The organism is Niastella sp. OAS944, assembly GCA_024809215.1.
Classification (GTDB): Bacteria; Bacteroidota; Bacteroidia; order Chitinophagales; family Chitinophagaceae; genus Niastella.
Genome location: JANUBW010000009.1, coordinates 119528 through 138339 on the forward strand (window position 1 = coordinate 119528; position 18812 = coordinate 138339).

An 18812-nucleotide genomic window follows, 5' to 3' on the forward strand; every position below is an offset into this window, starting at 1 on the left:
GGGCAGATCGCTGGTCTGAATTTTGCTGAACATGTAAAAAAAGTATGAGAAGCGTTCTACCTATCTTGTTCTTACTTTTATCCTTATCTGCCCTGGCACAAAATACCATAACTCCACCTGATGGCTGGAAACAACATATGCAAGGTGACCGGTATATTTTTACTCCCAATACGATATTACAAAGCAACTTTACTTATGAGATAATGCCGCTTGAAAAGAATATTGATGCGGAACTGGCAGGTTGGCTTGATAATATGGCCATGAATACCATTCAGGAAGCAGGTTATAGCATTCCGGCATCGGCCACCCCACAACGAAGAACTTTACAATCAATACACATATTTGGGACATATGCAGAAGATAAGGCGGGAAAGGTGAAGAATTTCTTCCTGGTGGCTTATCGCAAAGCAGACAATACAGTACGTTATGCAAGGGTTATTTATCCGGGCAGCCCCAAAAATACAAACCTGAATGTTGCGATGAGTCATTTTGCCGAACTGGCAAAAAAGGAAGGTATTACAGTGAATGCAGGCAACACCGTTAGTAGCAGCGACAATAAACAAAAAGAAACGACAACGACAACCATTAAGCAGCAAAAAACAACGCCTGTAACAGCCCCGGGGCAGGGCTTAAAACCCGCAGAGATCAAAGGCATTGTTATAAATGGCGAAACCGGCATTGGGGTAGGGGGAATGGTGATCATTGAATACCGGCCTTATCTGTTGTTGCAAAATGGAAGCATTTACAGGTATCCTACAGTGGCGCCTTATGATTTAGACGTGGCTGCATCAAAAATTGCTGAACCAAATAGATGGGGTACCTGGAAACAGGAAGGTAAAACCCTAACGGTAACCTTACCTGAAAAAGGCGTTATGAAAACGGAACGCTGGACGAGTGGCTGGTTCTTTGCAAAAGCCCCGGTTGCCAACGAAAAATTAAAAGGGGCCTTTATGACCATTGGCGGTGGCGGTAACACGGCCATGGGAGGAAATACGATGATCGTAGTTTCGAACAATATCAACTTTAATGATAAGGGGCAGTTCACCATGAAGAAAGTGGCGGGCGGTTCCAATACCGATTTTGACGTTAGTACTTCAACATATTCAAACTCAAATTCTGCGGGAACATATAAACTAAATGGGTATTCAATTGAGATGCGATATAATAACGGCCAGGTGGTAAGAAAGCTGTTTTATTTTTATCCCGATTCAAGGGATGCATTTGGAATTGGGGATGATGCCTATGTGCCCGATTAAGACTCCAACTCATTATTTACTGCTGCCTATCCGGGTATTGAGGCAACACACTCAGGTATTAAGATCACCTGGCAGGAATTTACTTACACCAATTCATTTTTTAACTTGTTCTTCCTGGATTCTGCTTGGCACAAACAGGCTACGAACATTACCAATCAGGGTTTAGGCCTCCACCAATCAGGTTTACGCCTCTCCCAATCAGGTTATGGTCTTTCCCGGCCAGGTAATAGCCTTTTCCAATAAGGTTATGGTGTTCGTTAATAAGGTTATGGCCTTCACCAGTCAACCTTAGGCGTTACAGCTATCGGGGGGTGATATAGCCTGTCAGTTAATAACGATAGCCGATTATGTAGTGGCGATAACCTGCCGGGTTATGATGAATTCCTATCAGGTAATAATGAAAGCCTGCCGGGTAATAATGAAAGCCAGTCGGGTAATGACGAAAGCCTGTTGGGTTATGACTATAACCCAACAGGTATTACTGAAAACCTGGTGGGGAAAGCGAAGAACCCAATAGGTTTAGTCAACAAACTCATGAGGTAACGTCAATAACCGAATGGGGTTATGGAAGAACCCTAACGGTAATGTCAAAAACCCGATGGGAAAGGTAAAAATCTGAGAAGGAGAGGTGAAAACCTTACAAAACCATTCAAAAACGGTTATTATTAGCTTTGCAACTGATTAAATTCTTCAAATTGTTTTAAAAAACGCAATGATTTAATATTTTCGGTTTGGGTTTTCAGCGCATATAATAAAAGGAACATAAGCGTAGATGAAACACGATTCTGGATATAATCTGGTTGCCCTGTTCAATAAAGGTGATGAAAGAGCTTTTCGTGGGTTGTACCAACAGCTATATCCTTCAATACTTGTGGTGGCCAATAAAATTGTAAGTAATACACAGGAAGCCCAGGATATTTGTACAGATAGTTTCATTAAGTTGTTTCAAACAAGTGAAAAGTTTGAAAGTATTCAAAATATTAAAGCCTTTCTATTTACGCTCACTCGTAATGCCTGCCTCAATTCATTAAAAAAGCAAGCGACGCATTCCCATGGCCATAAGCAATTACGGTATTTGATGGAAGATAAGGAGGAGCTTTTCAAAGATGAAGTTGAAGCAGAATTGGTAGAAATGGTCTATTGCTCTATTGAAAAGCTGCCTAAAAAATGCCGCAACGTGTTTAAGATGACGCTGCTGGGTTATAGCTATGAAGAAATTGCCGATCATTATAAGATCTCAATTAGCACTGTTCGCAATCAAAAAGCGCGTGGCTTGAAATTGATACGTATAGCGCTTTTAAATGAAAAAGACCTTTCCCGAGCGCTTGCAATTGTTTCCATTTTGATTAGCTTGTTTTCCCAAAAAAGCCAAAATTGATATTATAATATTCTGTCACGAGATTCTCCCAGGATAGCAGCCGGAAAAAACTATATTATTTTTTTGTTGTGTTTTAGATGAAACCTCATAGTTGGTTGTCTTTAATATATAAGGGTATATTTTCTTCCTTTATTAACCATTAATTCCTGTTATTGGATGAATAGCTCCTTACATAACCTATCGGAACTGGCATTTAAATACCTGAAAGGGGAACTGGATGCTGTGGAAACCGAGGAGTTAAATGCATACCTGGCAGCTTCACCGGACAACCGCCTGTTTTTTGAAAAGTTGACCAGCAGTGACAATTTAAACGCTAACCTGGAGGCAGTTTATGCGGTTGATTCTAATGCTATGTGGAAAGATATTGTGGCAGCTACTCCCAAATTGCAAAAGGGCAGGATCTTTATTTTACGGAACTCATTAAAATATGCTGCTGCTGTTATTCTTATTGCGGCTCTTGTGGCGTACTTGTTTATTAGCCGGAATAAAAAAGCAGAAGTTGCTACAGTAGCACCTCATTCCACATTGGGGCAAAATGATATACCACCCGGTGGCAACAGGGCCATACTTACTTTATCGGGAGGTAAAAGAATTGTTTTAGAAAGTGTTAACAAAGGTAGTCTAGCAATGCAAGGCAAAACTGCCATCGTTAAAACAGCCGACGGACAACTAACTTATGATGCCCAGGGGCCTGTTACCGATGTTTATTATAATACCGTTTCTACTCCCAAAGGTGGCCAGTATCAGTTGAAACTATCCGATGGTTCAAATGTATGGATGAATGCTGCATCCGTTCTGCATTTCCCTACTGCTTTTACAGGTAAAGAACGCCTGGTTGAGTTAGATGGTGAAGCTTATTTTGAAGTAGCTAAAAATGCCAACATGCCTTTTATTGTAAGATCAAAGAATGGCATGATTGTGAAAGTAACGGGCACTCAATTTAATATGATGTGCTATAGCGAGGAAAATGATACCAGAACAACGCTAATAGAAGGCGCTGTAATAGTTTCAAACGGCTCCTCTGAAGCAAGGTTAAAGCCAGGCCAGCAGGCGTTATCGGTGACAGGTAATATCAATACTCCTGTGCGAATTAATACCGATGCAGATGTTGAAGAAGCAATAGCATGGAAGAATGGCGTTTTTCAATTTAATAATGCAGATCTAAAGACCGTTATGAGGCAGGTAGCCCGTTGGTACGATGTAGAAGTAAGTTATGATGATCGTATACCGGAAAAGCGGTTTACCGGCCGGGTTTCACGTAACCTAAAAGCATCGGAATTGCTTTCAGGAATTGAGTATGTAGGCGTTCATTTTAAAATTGACGGAAAGAAGATTTTGGTGCTGCCATAAGCACTTTCAGATTATACAACCTTAGCAAATGATTACAAGCTCATTTGCAGCTAACGGAGGCTTCCTACGATGAAATGATCATTATGCCTTCATCCCCGCCATTGATCACAAACATTTTTAGTTATTGGGTTAACTGCTAAAAGAAAGCCGCCCCGGGTTAGGAGCCGGAGCGGTAAGTATCAGGTTAACATAAACAATCTGGAGACTGCTATTTTTTAACCTAAACAATTGCAAAGGTATGTATTTAAGTGCTCTTTGTAGATCCTGTTACCGGGATTACAGGAAACCCTGTATGCTATGGGGTGTAACCAAAACACAGTTGCGCAGCAACAAAACAATTCTTCCGGCAATGAAACTTACAGCTGTCCTATTGCTCACTGCAGTATTGCAGGTAAGTGCAAAGACTTACTCGCAAACCATAACGCTGAATTTGCAGAATGCGCCACTTGATAAAGTGGTAAAAGAAATTCAGCGGCAATCAAAGTTTAACTTCTTCTATGAAGAAGGGCTGTTTCGGGATGCAAAACCTGTTACACTTTCGGTAAGCAAATTAACATTACAGCAAACACTGGAGCTTTGTTTTAGCGGGCAGCCTTTTGAGTATAAGATTGTACAGAGTACGGTGTTTGTGAAGAGGAAGGAGTTTATAAATGTGAGGCAGGCCGAAACTGTAAGCGTAAACAATGGGGATTTCAAGGGAAGGGTACTTACAAAAGATGGGGAACCTTTAGTATCTGCCAATGTTGTGAATAAACGTACCGGTAAGGGAACCTCTACAGATGCCAATGGTAATTTTTTGCTTCACGATGTAAGTCTCAACGATATACTGGTGATCTCTTATACAGGTTATGCACAACGTAGTATTAAGGTGAGTGAGTTTTTATTGGTTACGTTAGTGATGGAGCCGGCTGTGAATGAGTTAGACCAGGTGGTGATGCAGGCGTATGGGACAACAACTCAAAGATTTAATACTGGAAATATAGCAAGAGTTACTTCTGATGAAATAAGTAAACAACCAGTCATCAATCCGCTGCAAGCTCTTCAGGGGCGTATTCCCGGACTGATTGTTTCGCAAACGAACGGCTTTGCAAGCGCTCCTTATAAAGTCGAGCTCAGGGGCAGAAATTCAATAGATCCCAAAATAGTAATAGATCCATTGTATATAATTGATGGCGTTCCCCTAACTATTATGGATATATCATCAAATAGGGCTTCAAATGTAAATGGTACAAGTGGTTTTTTGCAAAATGGACTTTTTGGCCCTGCAAACGGCCAAAGCCCATTATTTAGCTTAAACCCTTCAGACATTGAAAGTATTGAGGTTTTAAAAGATGCTGATGCTACAGCGATATATGGGTCAAGGGCGGCTAACGGAGTTATTCTTATTACTACAAAGAAAGGCAAAGCTGGCAAAGCTAAGTTGGATATAAATTTTCAACAAGGAATTTCCAGAATTACAAGATTTTGGGATATGTTAAATACAGAACAATACCTCGAAATGAGACGAGAAGCGTTTAAAAATTCCGGTCAAACAATTACTACCGGAAACGCACCAGACCTGTTAGTTTGGGATTCTACACACTATATAGATTGGCAAAAATATATTTGGGGTGGTACCGGCAAAAACACCGCAATTCAAGTTGGATTAACGGGCGGAAATGCAACTACTTCATTTCGATTAAGCGCAGGATATAGCAGAGTAACTAATATTCTTGTTGTAAGTGGTGCAGATCAACGGGGGTCAATAGCTTTTAATTTAAACCAACGCAGCAGCAATCAAAAGCTTAATATCGGTTTTACTACAGGGTATTCATTTTCAGAGTCAAATATGATAAGTTTACCTGGTACGGCTGTTATTCTGCCTCCTAATGCGCCTGATGTTTTTGATGAATTCGGAAAGTTAAACTATAATGGCTGGAATCCGGCCAGGTCGCAATTTAGATTTGCCGGCCTTTTGCAGCCATATAATGCAAAAACCCATTTCTTAAATAGCAACTTAACCATTACCTATGAAGTGATTAAAAGCCTCATTTTCCGTACTAGTTTCGGTTTTAATACTGCCCAGGCTATCCAAGAATCTTTTACTCCAATTGCTTCCCAAGATCCAAACACAAACCCAACCGGCAGTGCAGCGTTCGGTAATAATATAAATAGGAACTGGATAATAGAACCTCAACTGGAATATAGCCGTTACCTGGGGCAAAGCAAATTTAATGTCCTAATTGGGGGAACTGCTCAGGGAACGACTTCCCGAGGTCAATTAATTTCAGGAACTGGTTATACTAATGATGCTTTGCTTCGTACAATTTCAAATGCACCCACTCAAGCTGCAAGTGAAAATGTAGGATCATATCGATACTCAGCTGTTTTTGCGCGAATTGGTTACAACTTTAAAAATAAGTACCTATTGAATATTTCGGGCAGAAGGGATGGTTCATCCAATTTTGGTGAGGGAAGACAATTCGGCAACTTTGGCGCATTAGGAGTCGCCTGGATATTTTCAGAGGAAAGTTGGCTTAAAAACAATTTGAAGTTTTTGAGCTATGGAAAAATTAGAGCTAGTTACGGAACAACAGGAAGCGAAGGGCCAGCCTATGGTTACCTATCCAGGTGGAGTGCCAGAAACCCTGCATATAACGGTATTGTACCTTTAGCACCGGACCAACATGCAAACCCGGATTATCGCTGGCAGGAAAATCGAAAGCTCGAGGCCGGAATTGATTTAAACTTTTTCAACGACCGCATTGGCATATCGACAGCTTATTATAGGAATCGCTGCGACAATCAATTGGTTGCATTTCCAGTTCCCTCTTATACAGGATTCTCTTCGGTAGTTTCCAATTCTCCCGCTTATGTGGAGAATTCCGGTTACGAAATAGGTTTAAGGGCGAAAATTTGGGAGGGAAAAAGTATCCAATGGGATATTAACTTCAATGTAGCGATTAACAAAAATAAATTATTGGATTATCCTTATTTTGAAAAAAGCCCATATTACGGAAAGCTGATAATAGGAAAATCCCTGAACATAAGAAGAGTGCTACATTATACTGGTGTAGACGGGCAAACTGGTCAATATACTTTCGAAGACACTTATGGGGATGGTGTAATTAATACTTCTTCGGTCGATACTACAAGCGACTTAATTCCTTTCGATTTGAATCCGAAATTTTTAGGAGGATTTGGAACCAACTTTTCATATAAAAACTGGCAACTGGGCCTGTTTTTCAATTTTATGAAACAGATTGGTCAAAATGCTTTCTTTGGATTGCAGGCGGGTACTTTGAACAATATGCCTACTGCAGTATTGTCACGATGGCAAAAAAACGGGGACATTTCAGAATTTGCACGTTATACAACATTGCCAGGGACTGATGATTCACGATTTAGATCACAATCTGACGGTATTTTCACTGATGCATCATTTATTCGTTTACAGAACGTTTCGTTGTCTTACAATCTGCCTCTTGGCCTGTTAAGTAAAGCGGGAATAAAAAAAGGTGGTCTTTTTATTCACGCACAAAATCTATTTGTAATAACGAAGTACAAAGGCGTGGATCCCGAAACACAAAATTTTGGAGGTATGCCCCCTTCAAAAGTTATTGCTTTTGGTATTTCACTTAACTTTTAAATTTTGCATTATGAAGTTCTTTTCCAATAAAAGATACCCTTGTAATATTTTTTCTGCATTCATTATTTTGATTTTTTCATCATCACTATTTGTAATTATTTCCTGTAAAAAATTAGTTGCCGTTACCGAACCTGTGGATTCAATTACAACGTCTGAAGTTTTTGAAAACGAAGCGACCGCAATTTCAAGTGTCATAAGTATTTATAATAGTTTTCGTCCGAGCAACGCTTCATTAGGAATTCAAAATATGTTGTCTCTTTATGCAGGGTTATCATCCGATGAATTAAACTTTTTTAATGGAACAGATATCAATGTTATTCAGTTTCAAAACAACTCACTGGATGCAACAAATCCGTTTGTGCAGGATTTTTGGACTCCTGTATATTCTACAATATATAGAGCGAATGCAGTAATTGAATTTTTACCACAATCTACCTCAGTAAGTGATTCAGTGAAGAATCAGCTTATAGGTGAGGCGCAGTTTTTAAGGGCACTCTGTTATTTTTATTTAACCAACCTGTTTGGAAATGTACCTCTAATAACCACTACGTCCTGGGTGCAATCCTCAGGGATTTATAGAATTAGTCAGGGACAAATATATCAGCGAATTATTAGTGATCTATTAGATGCGAAAGATAAATTATCGGGCGATTATTCAATTTCCTCCGGCGAACGAATACGAGCTACAAAATGGGCTGCAGCTGCATTATTAGCTAAAATTTATCTATACCAGCAAGATTGGCAGGAAGCATTGCAAAATAGTTCTGAAGTTATTAGTAATAACGCCTTATATGCCCTTCAAAGCGATCTTAATAAGGTGTTTTTGGCTAGCAATGCCAGCAATATAAATAAGGAGGCGATATGGCAAATTCAAGTATATCCTCAATCACCTTTCTCCTGTGTGGAGGGATTGAGATTGATTCCAGCTTCACGAACATCGGCACCAACGTGGTATATAACTAATCAACTAATGTCAGCTTTTGAAGCAGGAGATATGAGAAGGCGATTATGGGTCGACAGTACAAAATATACGGTAAGTGGCATAACGACTGTATACTATTACCCGTATAAATATAAAGTTAGAACCGCTAGTAGCGTAACCGAATATGATATGATTTTACGTTTAGCCGAACAATACTTAATACGCGCGGAAGCAAAGGCAAATCTAAATGATTTGTCTGGCGCGGTATCTGATTTAAACATTTTGAGAAATAGAGCCGGATTGACTAATCTATCAGCCTCCTTATCACAAAGCCAGGTCATGGCGGCTATTTATCAGGAAAGACAAGTAGAGCTGTTTTCCGAAAAAGGAGATCGATGGTTCGATATAAAAAGAACAGGAAGAAGTTCAGGTGTCTTAGGTCCTATTAAGCCAGGCTGGACAAACAATGATACGTTATATCCAATTCCATATTCTGAAATTCAGGTAGCGCCGAACCTCAAGCAAAATCCTGATTATTAGAAACCTTAAGATTATGTATGTTGGTTGAATTTTGGAGTCCTCTACAGTTAGTAAAATAGTAAATGTAAAAAAAATAACTATAATGGATTTTGGGAAATTTATTCTACTCAAAAGCTTTCTGTGCTTAGGTTTATTTAATGGCCTTATAGCACAAACAACAAATAAATTGGGATATGAAATTAAAGGCGACTTATCTGGTCTTGTTGAGGATAGTAAAGTCATCATGAGACTTTGGGATGAGAATGGTGGGACAAATTGCGACTCTGGTATAGTTAAGCATGGGAAATTTCAGATTCATGGAAATGTGCCAGGCGGGCCAAGGTTTTACTGGCTTATTTTACGATTACCATACGGTCATAGGTTTGTGTTAATGTACCTGAACAATGATCAAAAAATAGATATTAAATGGAAAAGAGGCATAAGTTTAATGGATATGAACGATGAGGCCTTCGTTAATGAAGCTGTCGAAATTTGGGGTAGCCTTACACAGGTGGATTATTACAACCTTAGAAGCGCATACTTACTTTATCAAAGTTATCAGGTAAAGATAAATCAGGAAATTCAACAAGCTTTTTCAGATTCAACAAAATATGATAACAAAATAATAGGCACTTTAATAAAATGTAAAAAAATGCTTGATGAAAGTCTATTGTCAAGTGTTTTACTTAGGAAACCAATCAATACCAGTTTACCAAGGGTGATGCGTGATATCAGAAATTACAATTATCACTCCACCCTTTTTAAGTCAGTTTACGACACTTTGGAATCAAAGAAGATGTTGAATGATACTTGCTACCAGGATAATTGGCTTAAGAATTTTGTTAAACTATGCTCGGGCCAGGCATTTCCGATGTTTTCTCTACCTGACATAGATGGAAAGCTTCTTGCTCTTGATGAAGTGGTGAAAAAAAGTACATTAACACTTGTAAACATCTGGAGTTGGAATTCTCAATATGTAGACCAAAATAACAGTGAGCTGCTGAAAATTTATAATGAATTTAAAAGCAAAGGGTTAAATATAGTAGGGGTTTATTCCGGAACAAATATTACAAAGTGGAAGATGTCTGCCGCCGAACTACCATGGTATCATGTTTCAGACCTCAAAGGCAAAGGAGGTATAGTTGAAAAAGTGTTTCAGGAAGTTCCTGAAAAGTCAACGACTAATGTTTTAATAGATAAAAGCGGGACTATTATAGCTTGGGATGTAAGCGGAGCTGCACTTAAATATTATGTGGAATCATGTTTGTCAGAAACGGGTTTGACTCTACATATAAATTGATTTTTCTTTTATTTTTATAGAGGCCGTATTCTGGTTTAAATACGGCCTCTGTCATTTGAAATCTTCCAAAGAATTTTAGAAGAATATTATTATGGCTTGAAGTAAACCTGATTTGCTTGATCGTAGGTAATGATTTCTTCTGTTGTGCCATATTTTATTTTAGCAAGCTGAAAGCCTCCTGTAGATGTTTCAGACCAGAAACCTGTAACAGGAGTAGCAATTTGAGTGCTACTTGCACCGAAGTACAATGCAGTAACAGTTTTCATTTTGCTATTGCTTTTAAAAGCAAATAATGTAGCAGTACCTACAAACAAGGCTGCAGCAGCAACAAGCATTTTTACACTTTTCATAATTTCATTTTTTTTAAAAAATTACCTACTCTATTTAAAGGTTTTCGGTATACCCTTTGCCTTCCTTTTGCATGAATAGCGGTGGTTGGCATTAACCGCGATGCCGTAATTAGCTAGCTTTACTGGCAAATCGTTTAAGTAATATCACTAAGTTTTCTCCTTACAATATTGGGCTTGTCTTTTCGCATTATAATTAAACACACTAAGCATAACCAGGATATGGCCAGTGTATATATCATTTTTTCAAACCATGGCACACGATTAAATGACCATATTCCGTGAAACGTCCAATAAATACGACTGCTGAATACAATCCATGAAACAGTGTAAGCCAGGAAAATTAATTGGCTTATTATACTCAGGTATAATGCAAATTGTTTAAACTGGCGAATAACAAGCATAACACCAAGTGTTATTTCAAAAATTGGTATTATGTATTTTAAATACGAGGATGCAGATGTTAAGAACGGGGCGTAGTAAAGCCATATCCCGTATTGTTGAAATGCAAGTATTTTTATTAATCCTTCATAAATGAAATTGGCCATGAGTATTAAACAAATGAAATCAACAGCGATTAAGCGTTTGTTGTAAGTAAGAGATAGGGCATTTTCCATATTTTAGAATTTAATCAATCTATCATTGTTTGTACGACCTAGAGATTAGGGTATTTCTTTTATTATAGTCGATCTGTTTTGTATAGTAAATGTACAACCGAACATCACCCCATTCCAAATTTATCAGGTCTGCTTTCGCACAAACTACTCTGGTTTCGCACAATTGTTGGCCATTCGGTTGGAACAACGCCGTAATACTTTTTAAACGCTGTGCTGAAATTGCGGCTATGTGTATAGTTAAGAGTAATGGCTATCTCTTTTATGTCTTTTTCCGCTTCAAGCATTCGCATCGCCTGTTCCATTCTGATTCTTAATTTATATCCACGTATACTTTCGCCGCACTCCTGCATAAAAGCACTTTGCAATGAGTTTCGACTTACATTAAAGTTTGTGGCTAGTTCAATTACTTTAGCGGCATTGTTATTTTCATTCAATGTTTGCTTTACTTCGGATACTACCCGAAGTACTCTTCGTTTGAATTTCTTCTGATTCATTTGTAGGATGGTTTAATAGATTGACCTGTGCCATAAAGAATATGGTACTAATGATGTGAGGATATGTAGTCTGGTAGTTAAAGTTAACAGCAACAACAACGGTAGGGTAGAAGCATGCCAAAAGACTCTTGGAGGCATGAAAGCGCAGAAGGGGAAATTATGATGGCTATGTCTGCTCGTTGTTTCATGGTAAAATATTTCTAAACAAAACTAGTAATAACCTACTAAATATATAGGATATGTTGCTATCCTGAATGCATTAGTCGTCGCGATTCGGTTTTGTTTTCTCTTTTGCTACTAACTGAAGGCGTAACCATTCCTCCGGGCCCATTCTGAATACTTTTCTAAAACCTCTGGTAAAGTTATTTTGATAATCTTTATAGCCGCATTCGATAGCCACTTCTTTAACACTCATGCCGTCAAGTAGCATCCTGCTGGCCGCTTCCATCAAACGCTCTAATTGAAACCTCCTTATAGTAGTGCCGGTAAGTTCTTTAAAAGCTGGTAATACCTTGTTTCGGTCTACACGGAGTTCTGTTGCGAAGCTCGATGGCGTTTTTTTGCTCAAAGGATGGGCAATGATAGCATCGCGTATGGCAATGGCCGCGGCTCTAATCACAAGTCTTTCCTGTATCATTGTAGGTAAGGTTTTACTGTAATAAATATAATTACTGCTGCTAAACTGGCAGTACACTATATTTTACCAAAATAGTTTATAACGGAGGTTCCCTTCGGTTAGATACGAGAAGAATTTTGAAAGTAAATATAGTCCATTTGAATGATAGACTATTTGCTGCGCTACTTTTTTCTGTTTTTTATTGTTATTGAGTGAAGTACACAGAAAGGGCTGACGCCTTTATTGTAATAGCTGATTTTTTTAAAAAGAATAGGTGATAATAAAAAAGCGGATGCTAAAAAGATATGCATCCGCTTTTGATTTTCAATTGAAAAGGATCACAATTGATATATTTTTAAACCCGAAACCGCCTGCCTCGATTTGGTCGATCGAAAGCCAAAATAACCCTCTTTTAAGACCTTGGTGTCTTTGTATAAAAAATAAAGTTCACCATTCACCCAAAAACTTGTTTCATTGCCCTTTATTATTGTAGTAACATGATAGGTGATCCCTGGTTTTAGCAAATGTGCGGTATCGGTATACTCCTGTAGTAATTGTCTTTCTCCATTACCGTTATATTTTCTAAACCGGGTGGTGCTGTTGCTATTACCGCCCATGCCTACGTAATAAAGACTTAACGAATCATATGATTCCAATACCCCGGAGCGGGTGAACAGGTTCTTGTTGCGCGGGTCGGTTGCCATCCAGAACTGGTTTAGGTCCGAGAGGCGGTCATTTACGCCGCCTTCCATCATCACCGTTCTGTCATATTCTATTCGAATGTTGCCGGTAAGGTGTTTGTTCAACCAAACGGTAACGCCGCCTTTGGTATCCAATATCAATCTGTCTTTTTCTGTATAAACAGAAGCAGGGGCCTTGGGTTCAATTTCTGTTATCCAAACTTTTTTGTCGAGGGGTTTTGTAAAATCTGCACTGTAAACAAGCTTTCCTTTTTCGGTAAGCGCTTGTTGTTGGGCTTGAGCCTCGCTGGCAAAGAGAAGGGTTATTATGGCTGCCGTTAAAAATATATTATTTCTCATGATGTGAAGATCTTACTGTTTTGCCAATTATACGTAAAAAAAGGATCGCGGTCAGCGATCCTTTTTCCAAATTATTCTTGTGTGTTGCACTACTTGGTATAACCGTCGTTTTGTGTTAACTCCGCCCCGGTATTCTGGGTTATTTCAGTGGTTGGTATGGGCCACAGGTTGTGATACGTTTCAATACTTAAACCCGATTTGGGATTGTATTTCTTATCGCGATCATATAGTAGTCCCAAACGGGTAAGTGTAACAGCCCTGAACTCTTCTAAGTACAGTTCTCTCAGGCGTTCGTCTAAAATATAATCTATATTCATTTCCGCAGCTGTAGCCGGGGTAGCATTGGCCCTTGTTCTTAATACGTTTATATCGTCTGCCGCTTTCTGGGTTTGCGCTTTGCCCAAATAAGCCTCTGCTCTTAGCAGGTAAGTTTCTGCCAGGCGGGCCATATATTTTTGCATAAACAGCTTTGTATTGTTATTGAGCAAAAATCCACCAAACGGATTCATCATGTTGGTTATAGCTGCGGGTCCGGCTGCTGCTGCAAAGTCTCCCGCCGAAGGCGAGGCCTTTCTTATCACGGGGTAAAAATTGCGGATGGTGTCCCTGAAATCTGCCGATGATGTTTTAGCCTTATACCCATCTTTTACATACCATTTACCATAATCGGGCGAAGTTGATGGCGCACCGGAGATACGAATGTCCCTTACAATATTATAAGATGAATTACGAATATCGCCGGGTGTCCATATTTCATACAGGAAATGCGATGTTGGGCGTATCCAGCCAATGCCGTAGGAACAAATACTATCAACAAAATTTCCGTTAAACAATACGTTTGTTTTGGCTTTAGATGTTGTTTCCACAAACCTTAAGCTGTTTATGCCCGGCACCACTGCCCATGCTGTTTGATCGCCCACGGACGCAAGGTTGTTCAATGCTGTTTGAATAACCAGCAGCCCTTCGCGGTTGCCCGTACTGTAATTCTGATTATTATACTCAAATAAGTCACGGTATACGTCACCCGGCGTAGCGGCCCTTCTTCCAAAGCGGTTTGTCATCAACGATACGCCTGAATAACTGATAACGCTCGATGCGCTGGCAATGGCACCATCGTAATCTTTCAGGGAGATCAATACTTCTGTGAGTACATGGTTCGCTATTTGTTTGTTTACTACGCCGTCGCTTACGTCTGCGATGTTCTTTAACAGGCTTGCTGCCTGTTGCAGGTCTTTTTTGCATTGCGTGTATACTTCATTTCTTGAAGCCCGCACATAATCATAGCGAGGCTCTGTTAATTCGTTCAGCTCAAGCGGTACCCCGCCATATAAATTGGCGAGCACGTTGTATGAGTAGGCCCTGAAAAACAGCGCCTGCCCCAGGAAACTATTTTTTTCGGCATCTGAAAGCTGCGTGGCGTTGGCCACTCTTGAAATGATCACATTGGCGTTGGTGATGACCTTATAATAGGTGGTCCAAATGTTTTGAGGAATAAAATAACTGGGCACCATGGTGGCCTTATAAGCATTCAGTTTTGCAGCCGGCTCATAGTCCGTAGCATTGAAAGCGAAATCGGTGGCATAGTACAAACCGAAATAAGTATCGAGGGCGCTGGGAACGTTCATATTGCCCATGTAAATATTCCGCACGCCGTTATAAAGATTATTTACAGCCTGTTGAAATTGCGCCGGCGTTTCCAGCGAGTTGTCTGGTGTATATATTGATAGTGGTTCTTCATCTAAAAAACTCTTCTTGCATGAGAACAAAACGGTTCCCATAGTAAGGATATATATGCTGATCAATACTTTTTTCATGTCTTACAGTTTAATTGTATAACCCTTAAAATGATAAGTTTACTCCCAATGAATAGTTCTTCATAACCGGGTATCCGTTGGGGTCTAAGCCCAGTCCACCGGCAATTCTTTGCCCTGTGGAGGTCCTTTGACTGGCACCCGGATTAGCTTCGGGATCCCAACCATCCCATTTGGTAATGGTGAGCAGGTTTTGCGCATTCACATAAACACTAAATGCTTTTATTCCTTTTATGCGCCGCAGAAACCAATCGGGCACAGTATAGGTAAGCGTTACATCCTGCAGGCGTACAAAACTTCTTGGCATATAATGCCAGAAATTTTCGCCCAGGGTAGCTACATAGGCAGCTATGCTTCTGTATTTAGCGCCCGGGTTATTGGGCGTCCAGTAATCGAAAACAAAAGTATTGTTGTTCCTGATATTATCAGGGTTTTGCAACATGGCGCCGGGTTTACCCAGGTAACCGTTCTTGCCACCCTGAATAGAATTGATAAAGAATTTTAAATTTAAATTTTTGTAGGTAACGCTATTGGAGATACCAAAACTGTATGAGGGGTCAAGCTTTCCTATTATTTGTTTGTCGTCGGTTGTAATGAGGCCATCTTTTTTAACGTCTTCGATCTTATATTGTCCTGCCTTAAAGCCCTGTGCTGCCAATGTTGAAGGAATGTCTTCGCCTATTTGATACATGCCGGTGATCTTATAATCATACACTATACCATATGGCTGACCGGCAAACACACTCAGTATGGGATCTGCGGCATTGATGAGGTCTTTTCCGGTGCCGTCTATATCTACTACCTTATTTCTGTTCCGGAAAAAGTTAGCCGTTATATCCCATTTGAAATCCTTTGTAGCCACCGGAACGGCGGTGATGTTCAGCTCCTGGCCCCTGTTTTGAATTTTACCAATGTTAATAAGGTAACTACTAAAGCCCGTAATAGTTGGCGTAGCGCGGGCGTTCAGCAAACTCTTCGATTGGGAGAAATAAACATCCAACGATCCCGAAAGCCGGTTATTGAAGAATGAAAAGTCGAGGCCGGTATTGGTGGAGTTAGTGGTTTCCCATTGTAAATTCGGATTGTGGAATTGCGACACGTATGACCCAAGCTGTGCATTGCCCGTGCTGCCATATAAATATCCGCTACCTAACCCAACCGTCATTTGCGACAAGGTTTGGTACCTGCCTACCGTTCTGTTACCGGTTGACCCATACGATGCCCGCAGTTTAAGATCGTTTATCCAGGAAAAGGGTTGTATAAAATCTTCTTTGCTTACCCGCCAGGCAAAAGCAATAGAAGGGAAGGTGGCTGTTTTGTTCTTACTCGAAAAACCAGAAAAGCCATCTCTTCTTATAGTACCGGTTAAAATGTATTTTCCATCATATGAGTAAGAAGCCCGCGCCATTTGATACAACGCCTGTTCCTTCCACGGCAGTACGGAAATGTCGTTTGATGCGGTAAGCCGCGAGGGATCGCCAACATCCAGTCTGTTGAAAGATAACACCCCGTTGAGAATGCCAGCCGCTGAATCTTTAGAGCCATCATGCCTGTTTACCTCAGCACCGTATAACAAGGTAACATCCACGCCATGGGGGCCAAACTCCCTTTTATAGGTGAGGATATTATCTATGGTTTGAAAATAATCGGTCATGTTTGTTCTATAGGCGGTAGCTTCAACTGTGGGCTGATTGTAGTTAAATCTATTATACAGTATGAAATTGTTCCCGAAGTTCACCCGGTAGTTCAGGCCTTTCACATGAGGAATGTCAACACTGGCGTACACGTTACCTATGAAGTTGAGGTTCCTGTCCTTGTCGCGCGATCTTCTCAGTATTTCCAGCGCAGTAGGAGTGGTAGAGTTTTGATAAAAGGTCAGCATCTGGCCCGTTGTGGGATCAAATGGCAGGGTGAAAGGCTTCAGGTACATAATATCGCTGAAGGTGGGCGAAACGCCACTGAAATCGTTAACAGATAAACCCGTTTGCGCACCGATAGTGAACCAATCCAGCACTTTGGTATCGAGGTTTAGTCGAATGCTGTGCCTTCTGTAATTATCATTCATGATCAGGTTCTTCTGATCAAAATAACCATAGCCAAAATAGAATTTTGTCTTTTTTGACCGGCCGCTAACGCCAATCGAATGATTCTGGATGCGTGGGCTGCTGTTGGTCATCAGGCTCCACCAGTCGGCCGTATAACCGTTCTTATAATTGCTGGCCTCCACTGCTGCCAGTTTAGTGCTGGGGTCCCAGTTAGGGTTCATTTTGGTGGGGTCGCCGGGATCCCTGCTTTCTGACAAATACCAGTCGCCCAATTTTTGTATGTATTGATCGCCCGTCATGGGCTTCATTTCTTTTTTTGTCATTTCCTGAATGGAATAGGAGCCGGTATAATCAACCGAGATCTTATCCATTCCGCTGGCGCCGCTTTTTGTAGTAATAAGTACTACCCCGTTCGAGGCCTGTGAGCCGTAAACGGCCGCTGCGCTTGCATCTTTAAGCAGGTCAATACTTAGAATATCTGCCGGGTTAATGGAAGTCATTGATCCCCTGTAAATAAGCCCGTCCAACACAATAAGCGGGGCTGTAGCGCCGGAGATTGAATTTCTGCCGCGCACCATCAGCGTAGGGTCGCTGCCCGCAGTTGTGGTTTGCCCAACAGTAAGCCCCGGAACAGTGCCTCTGAGTGCAGACATTACATTTGAGTTGGGCGCCTGCTTTTGCACCTGTAAGTTGGCCTTCACTACTGCGCCGGTAACATCCTGGCGTTTTCTTGTACCGTAACCTACCACTACCACATCGCCCATAACTGCCTCACTCAGCTTTAAGTTTACCGAAAGCTGGGATTGATTACCAATCGTGATCTCCACCGGTTCAAAATTGATGGCAGAAATTTCGAGTACTTCACCTTCTGACACCTCAATGGTAAAATTGCCTTCATTATCGGTGCTGGTGCCCCGGGTGGTATTTTTTACTTTTATGGAGGCCCCCGGAACCGGCGTTCCGCTTTCGGCACGCACCACGCCGCTCACTCTTTTATAAACTGCACTGGCAATAAATGGCTGGTCAGAAAGGGACACCACTACCTTGTGATCTGGTATCAGTTTCCATTTAAGATGGGTGCCATTAAACAGGGTAGAAAGTGTTTGATGAATGCCGCTATTGGTGATATCGAGGGTGAATCGCTGGCCGGCGGGCAGGTCGTCGCTACTGTAAAAGAACCGGTATTTCGTTTGACCTTCAATTCGTTTAAAGATCTCCTGCATACTGCCATTCACAACTTTAAGACTAATAGTCTCTTGCGCATGGTTACTTTTAGCCGATACCTGTAATGCTATAAAAAAAAAGACCGTGGATAATCTCATAAGCAGTTTAATTTTCCGTAAGCATAAAAAGGCCCTTACAGAAAAAAAGCAATCGCTAATTTTCATAATTTTGGTTGGTTTTAAAAGACTAGAAATTCGTTTGAAACTGAAGTGGGGGATGTGGCGACATTCCTCACTTTTTTATGTGCGACCGGCACGGGCGCACT

At 40.6% G+C, this 18812-nt stretch carries 13 protein-coding genes; 6 read left to right on the plus strand and 7 right to left on the minus strand.

Annotation, left to right across the window (positions count from 1 at the left end; genetic code table 11):
- The first annotated feature begins 44 nt into the window (after positions 1-44).
- The 6 genes from GGD38_RS28785 to GGD38_RS28810 all read left to right on the plus strand — a co-directional run bounded on the left by GGD38_RS28785 (position 45) and on the right by GGD38_RS28810 (position 10353).
- Positions 45-1256, plus strand: coding sequence for a hypothetical protein (locus GGD38_RS28785; protein ID WP_375302801.1), 1212 nt, complete (start codon positions 45-47; stop codon positions 1254-1256).
- 772 nt (positions 1257-2028) lie between these two features.
- Positions 2029-2634: an RNA polymerase sigma factor gene (locus tag GGD38_RS28790; RefSeq protein ID WP_375302800.1), complete on the plus strand. Its 606-nt coding sequence runs from the start codon at positions 2029-2031 to the stop codon at positions 2632-2634.
- 156 nt (positions 2635-2790) lie between these two features.
- Complete coding sequence (locus GGD38_RS28795; protein ID WP_375302799.1) at positions 2791-3984, plus strand: FecR family protein; 1194 nt, start codon at positions 2791-2793, stop codon at positions 3982-3984.
- Positions 3985-4333: 349 nt separating this feature from the next.
- Complete coding sequence (locus tag GGD38_RS28800) at positions 4334-7612, plus strand: SusC/RagA family TonB-linked outer membrane protein (protein ID WP_375302798.1); 3279 nt, start codon at positions 4334-4336, stop codon at positions 7610-7612.
- Between the two features lie 10 nt (positions 7613-7622).
- Positions 7623-9074 carry a RagB/SusD family nutrient uptake outer membrane protein gene (locus GGD38_RS28805; protein WP_375302797.1) on the plus strand — a complete coding sequence of 484 codons (1452 nt, stop codon included), beginning with the start codon at positions 7623-7625 and terminating at the stop codon, positions 9072-9074.
- Between the two features lie 82 nt (positions 9075-9156).
- Positions 9157-10353 (plus strand): DUF4369 domain-containing protein, encoded by a 1197-nt coding sequence (locus GGD38_RS28810; RefSeq protein ID WP_375302796.1) that lies wholly within the window; start codon positions 9157-9159, stop codon positions 10351-10353.
- Positions 10354-10442: 89 nt separating this feature from the next.
- Here the strand turns inward: GGD38_RS28810 and GGD38_RS28815 are convergent, their stop codons facing one another.
- The 7 genes from GGD38_RS28815 to GGD38_RS28845 form a co-directional block, all read right to left on the minus strand.
- Positions 10443-10703, minus strand: a complete 261-nt coding sequence (locus tag GGD38_RS28815; protein WP_375302795.1) for a hypothetical protein — start codon at positions 10701-10703, stop codon at positions 10443-10445.
- A gap of 134 nt (positions 10704-10837) precedes the next feature.
- Positions 10838-11317: a MauE/DoxX family redox-associated membrane protein gene (locus tag GGD38_RS28820; protein ID WP_375302794.1), complete on the minus strand. Its 480-nt coding sequence runs from the start codon at positions 11315-11317 to the stop codon at positions 10838-10840.
- Positions 11318-11421: 104 nt separating this feature from the next.
- Positions 11422-11811, minus strand: a complete 390-nt coding sequence (locus GGD38_RS28825; protein ID WP_375302793.1) for a helix-turn-helix domain-containing protein — start codon at positions 11809-11811, stop codon at positions 11422-11424.
- 259 nt (positions 11812-12070) lie between these two features.
- Positions 12071-12448, minus strand: coding sequence for a helix-turn-helix domain-containing protein (locus tag GGD38_RS28830; protein ID WP_375302792.1), 378 nt, complete (start codon positions 12446-12448; stop codon positions 12071-12073).
- A 317-nt stretch (positions 12449-12765) separates the two neighbouring features.
- On the minus strand, positions 12766-13467 hold the full coding sequence (locus tag GGD38_RS28835; protein ID WP_375302791.1) for a DUF6250 domain-containing protein: 702 nt from the start codon (positions 13465-13467) through the stop codon (positions 12766-12768).
- Between the two features lie 89 nt (positions 13468-13556).
- On the minus strand, positions 13557-15281 hold the full coding sequence (locus GGD38_RS28840) for a RagB/SusD family nutrient uptake outer membrane protein (RefSeq protein ID WP_375302790.1): 1725 nt from the start codon (positions 15279-15281) through the stop codon (positions 13557-13559).
- A 25-nt stretch (positions 15282-15306) separates the two neighbouring features.
- Positions 15307-18645, minus strand: coding sequence for a SusC/RagA family TonB-linked outer membrane protein (locus GGD38_RS28845; protein ID WP_375302789.1), 3339 nt, complete (start codon positions 18643-18645; stop codon positions 15307-15309).
- Positions 18646-18812 lie beyond the last annotated feature (167 nt).

Bases quoted from the DNA above. Each gene is read 5' to 3' on its own strand.
- GGD38_RS28825 (WP_375302793.1), bottom strand. From the start codon at position 11,811: ATGAATCAGAAGAAATTCAAACGAAGAGTACTTCGGGTAGTATCCGAA.
- GGD38_RS28830 (WP_375302792.1), bottom strand. From the start codon at position 12,448: ATGATACAGGAAAGACTTGTGATTAGAGCCGCGGCCATTGCCATACGC.
- GGD38_RS28835 (WP_375302791.1), bottom strand. From the start codon at position 13,467: ATGAGAAATAATATATTTTTAACGGCAGCCATAATAACCCTTCTCTTT.
- GGD38_RS28795 (WP_375302799.1), top strand. From the start codon at position 2,791: ATGAATAGCTCCTTACATAACCTATCGGAACTGGCATTTAAATACCTG.
- GGD38_RS28805 (WP_375302797.1), top strand. From the start codon at position 7,623: ATGAAGTTCTTTTCCAATAAAAGATACCCTTGTAATATTTTTTCTGCA.
- GGD38_RS28840 (WP_375302790.1), bottom strand. From the start codon at position 15,281: ATGAAAAAAGTATTGATCAGCATATATATCCTTACTATGGGAACCGTT.
- GGD38_RS28785 (WP_375302801.1), top strand. From the start codon at position 45: ATGAGAAGCGTTCTACCTATCTTGTTCTTACTTTTATCCTTATCTGCC.
- GGD38_RS28810 (WP_375302796.1), top strand. From the start codon at position 9,157: ATGGATTTTGGGAAATTTATTCTACTCAAAAGCTTTCTGTGCTTAGGT.
- GGD38_RS28800 (WP_375302798.1), top strand. From the start codon at position 4,334: ATGAAACTTACAGCTGTCCTATTGCTCACTGCAGTATTGCAGGTAAGT.
- GGD38_RS28815 (WP_375302795.1), bottom strand. From the start codon at position 10,703: ATGAAAAGTGTAAAAATGCTTGTTGCTGCTGCAGCCTTGTTTGTAGGT.
- GGD38_RS28820 (WP_375302794.1), bottom strand. From the start codon at position 11,317: ATGGAAAATGCCCTATCTCTTACTTACAACAAACGCTTAATCGCTGTT.
- GGD38_RS28845 (WP_375302789.1), bottom strand. From the start codon at position 18,645: ATGAGATTATCCACGGTCTTTTTTTTTATAGCATTACAGGTATCGGCT.
- GGD38_RS28790 (WP_375302800.1), top strand. From the start codon at position 2,029: ATGAAACACGATTCTGGATATAATCTGGTTGCCCTGTTCAATAAAGGT.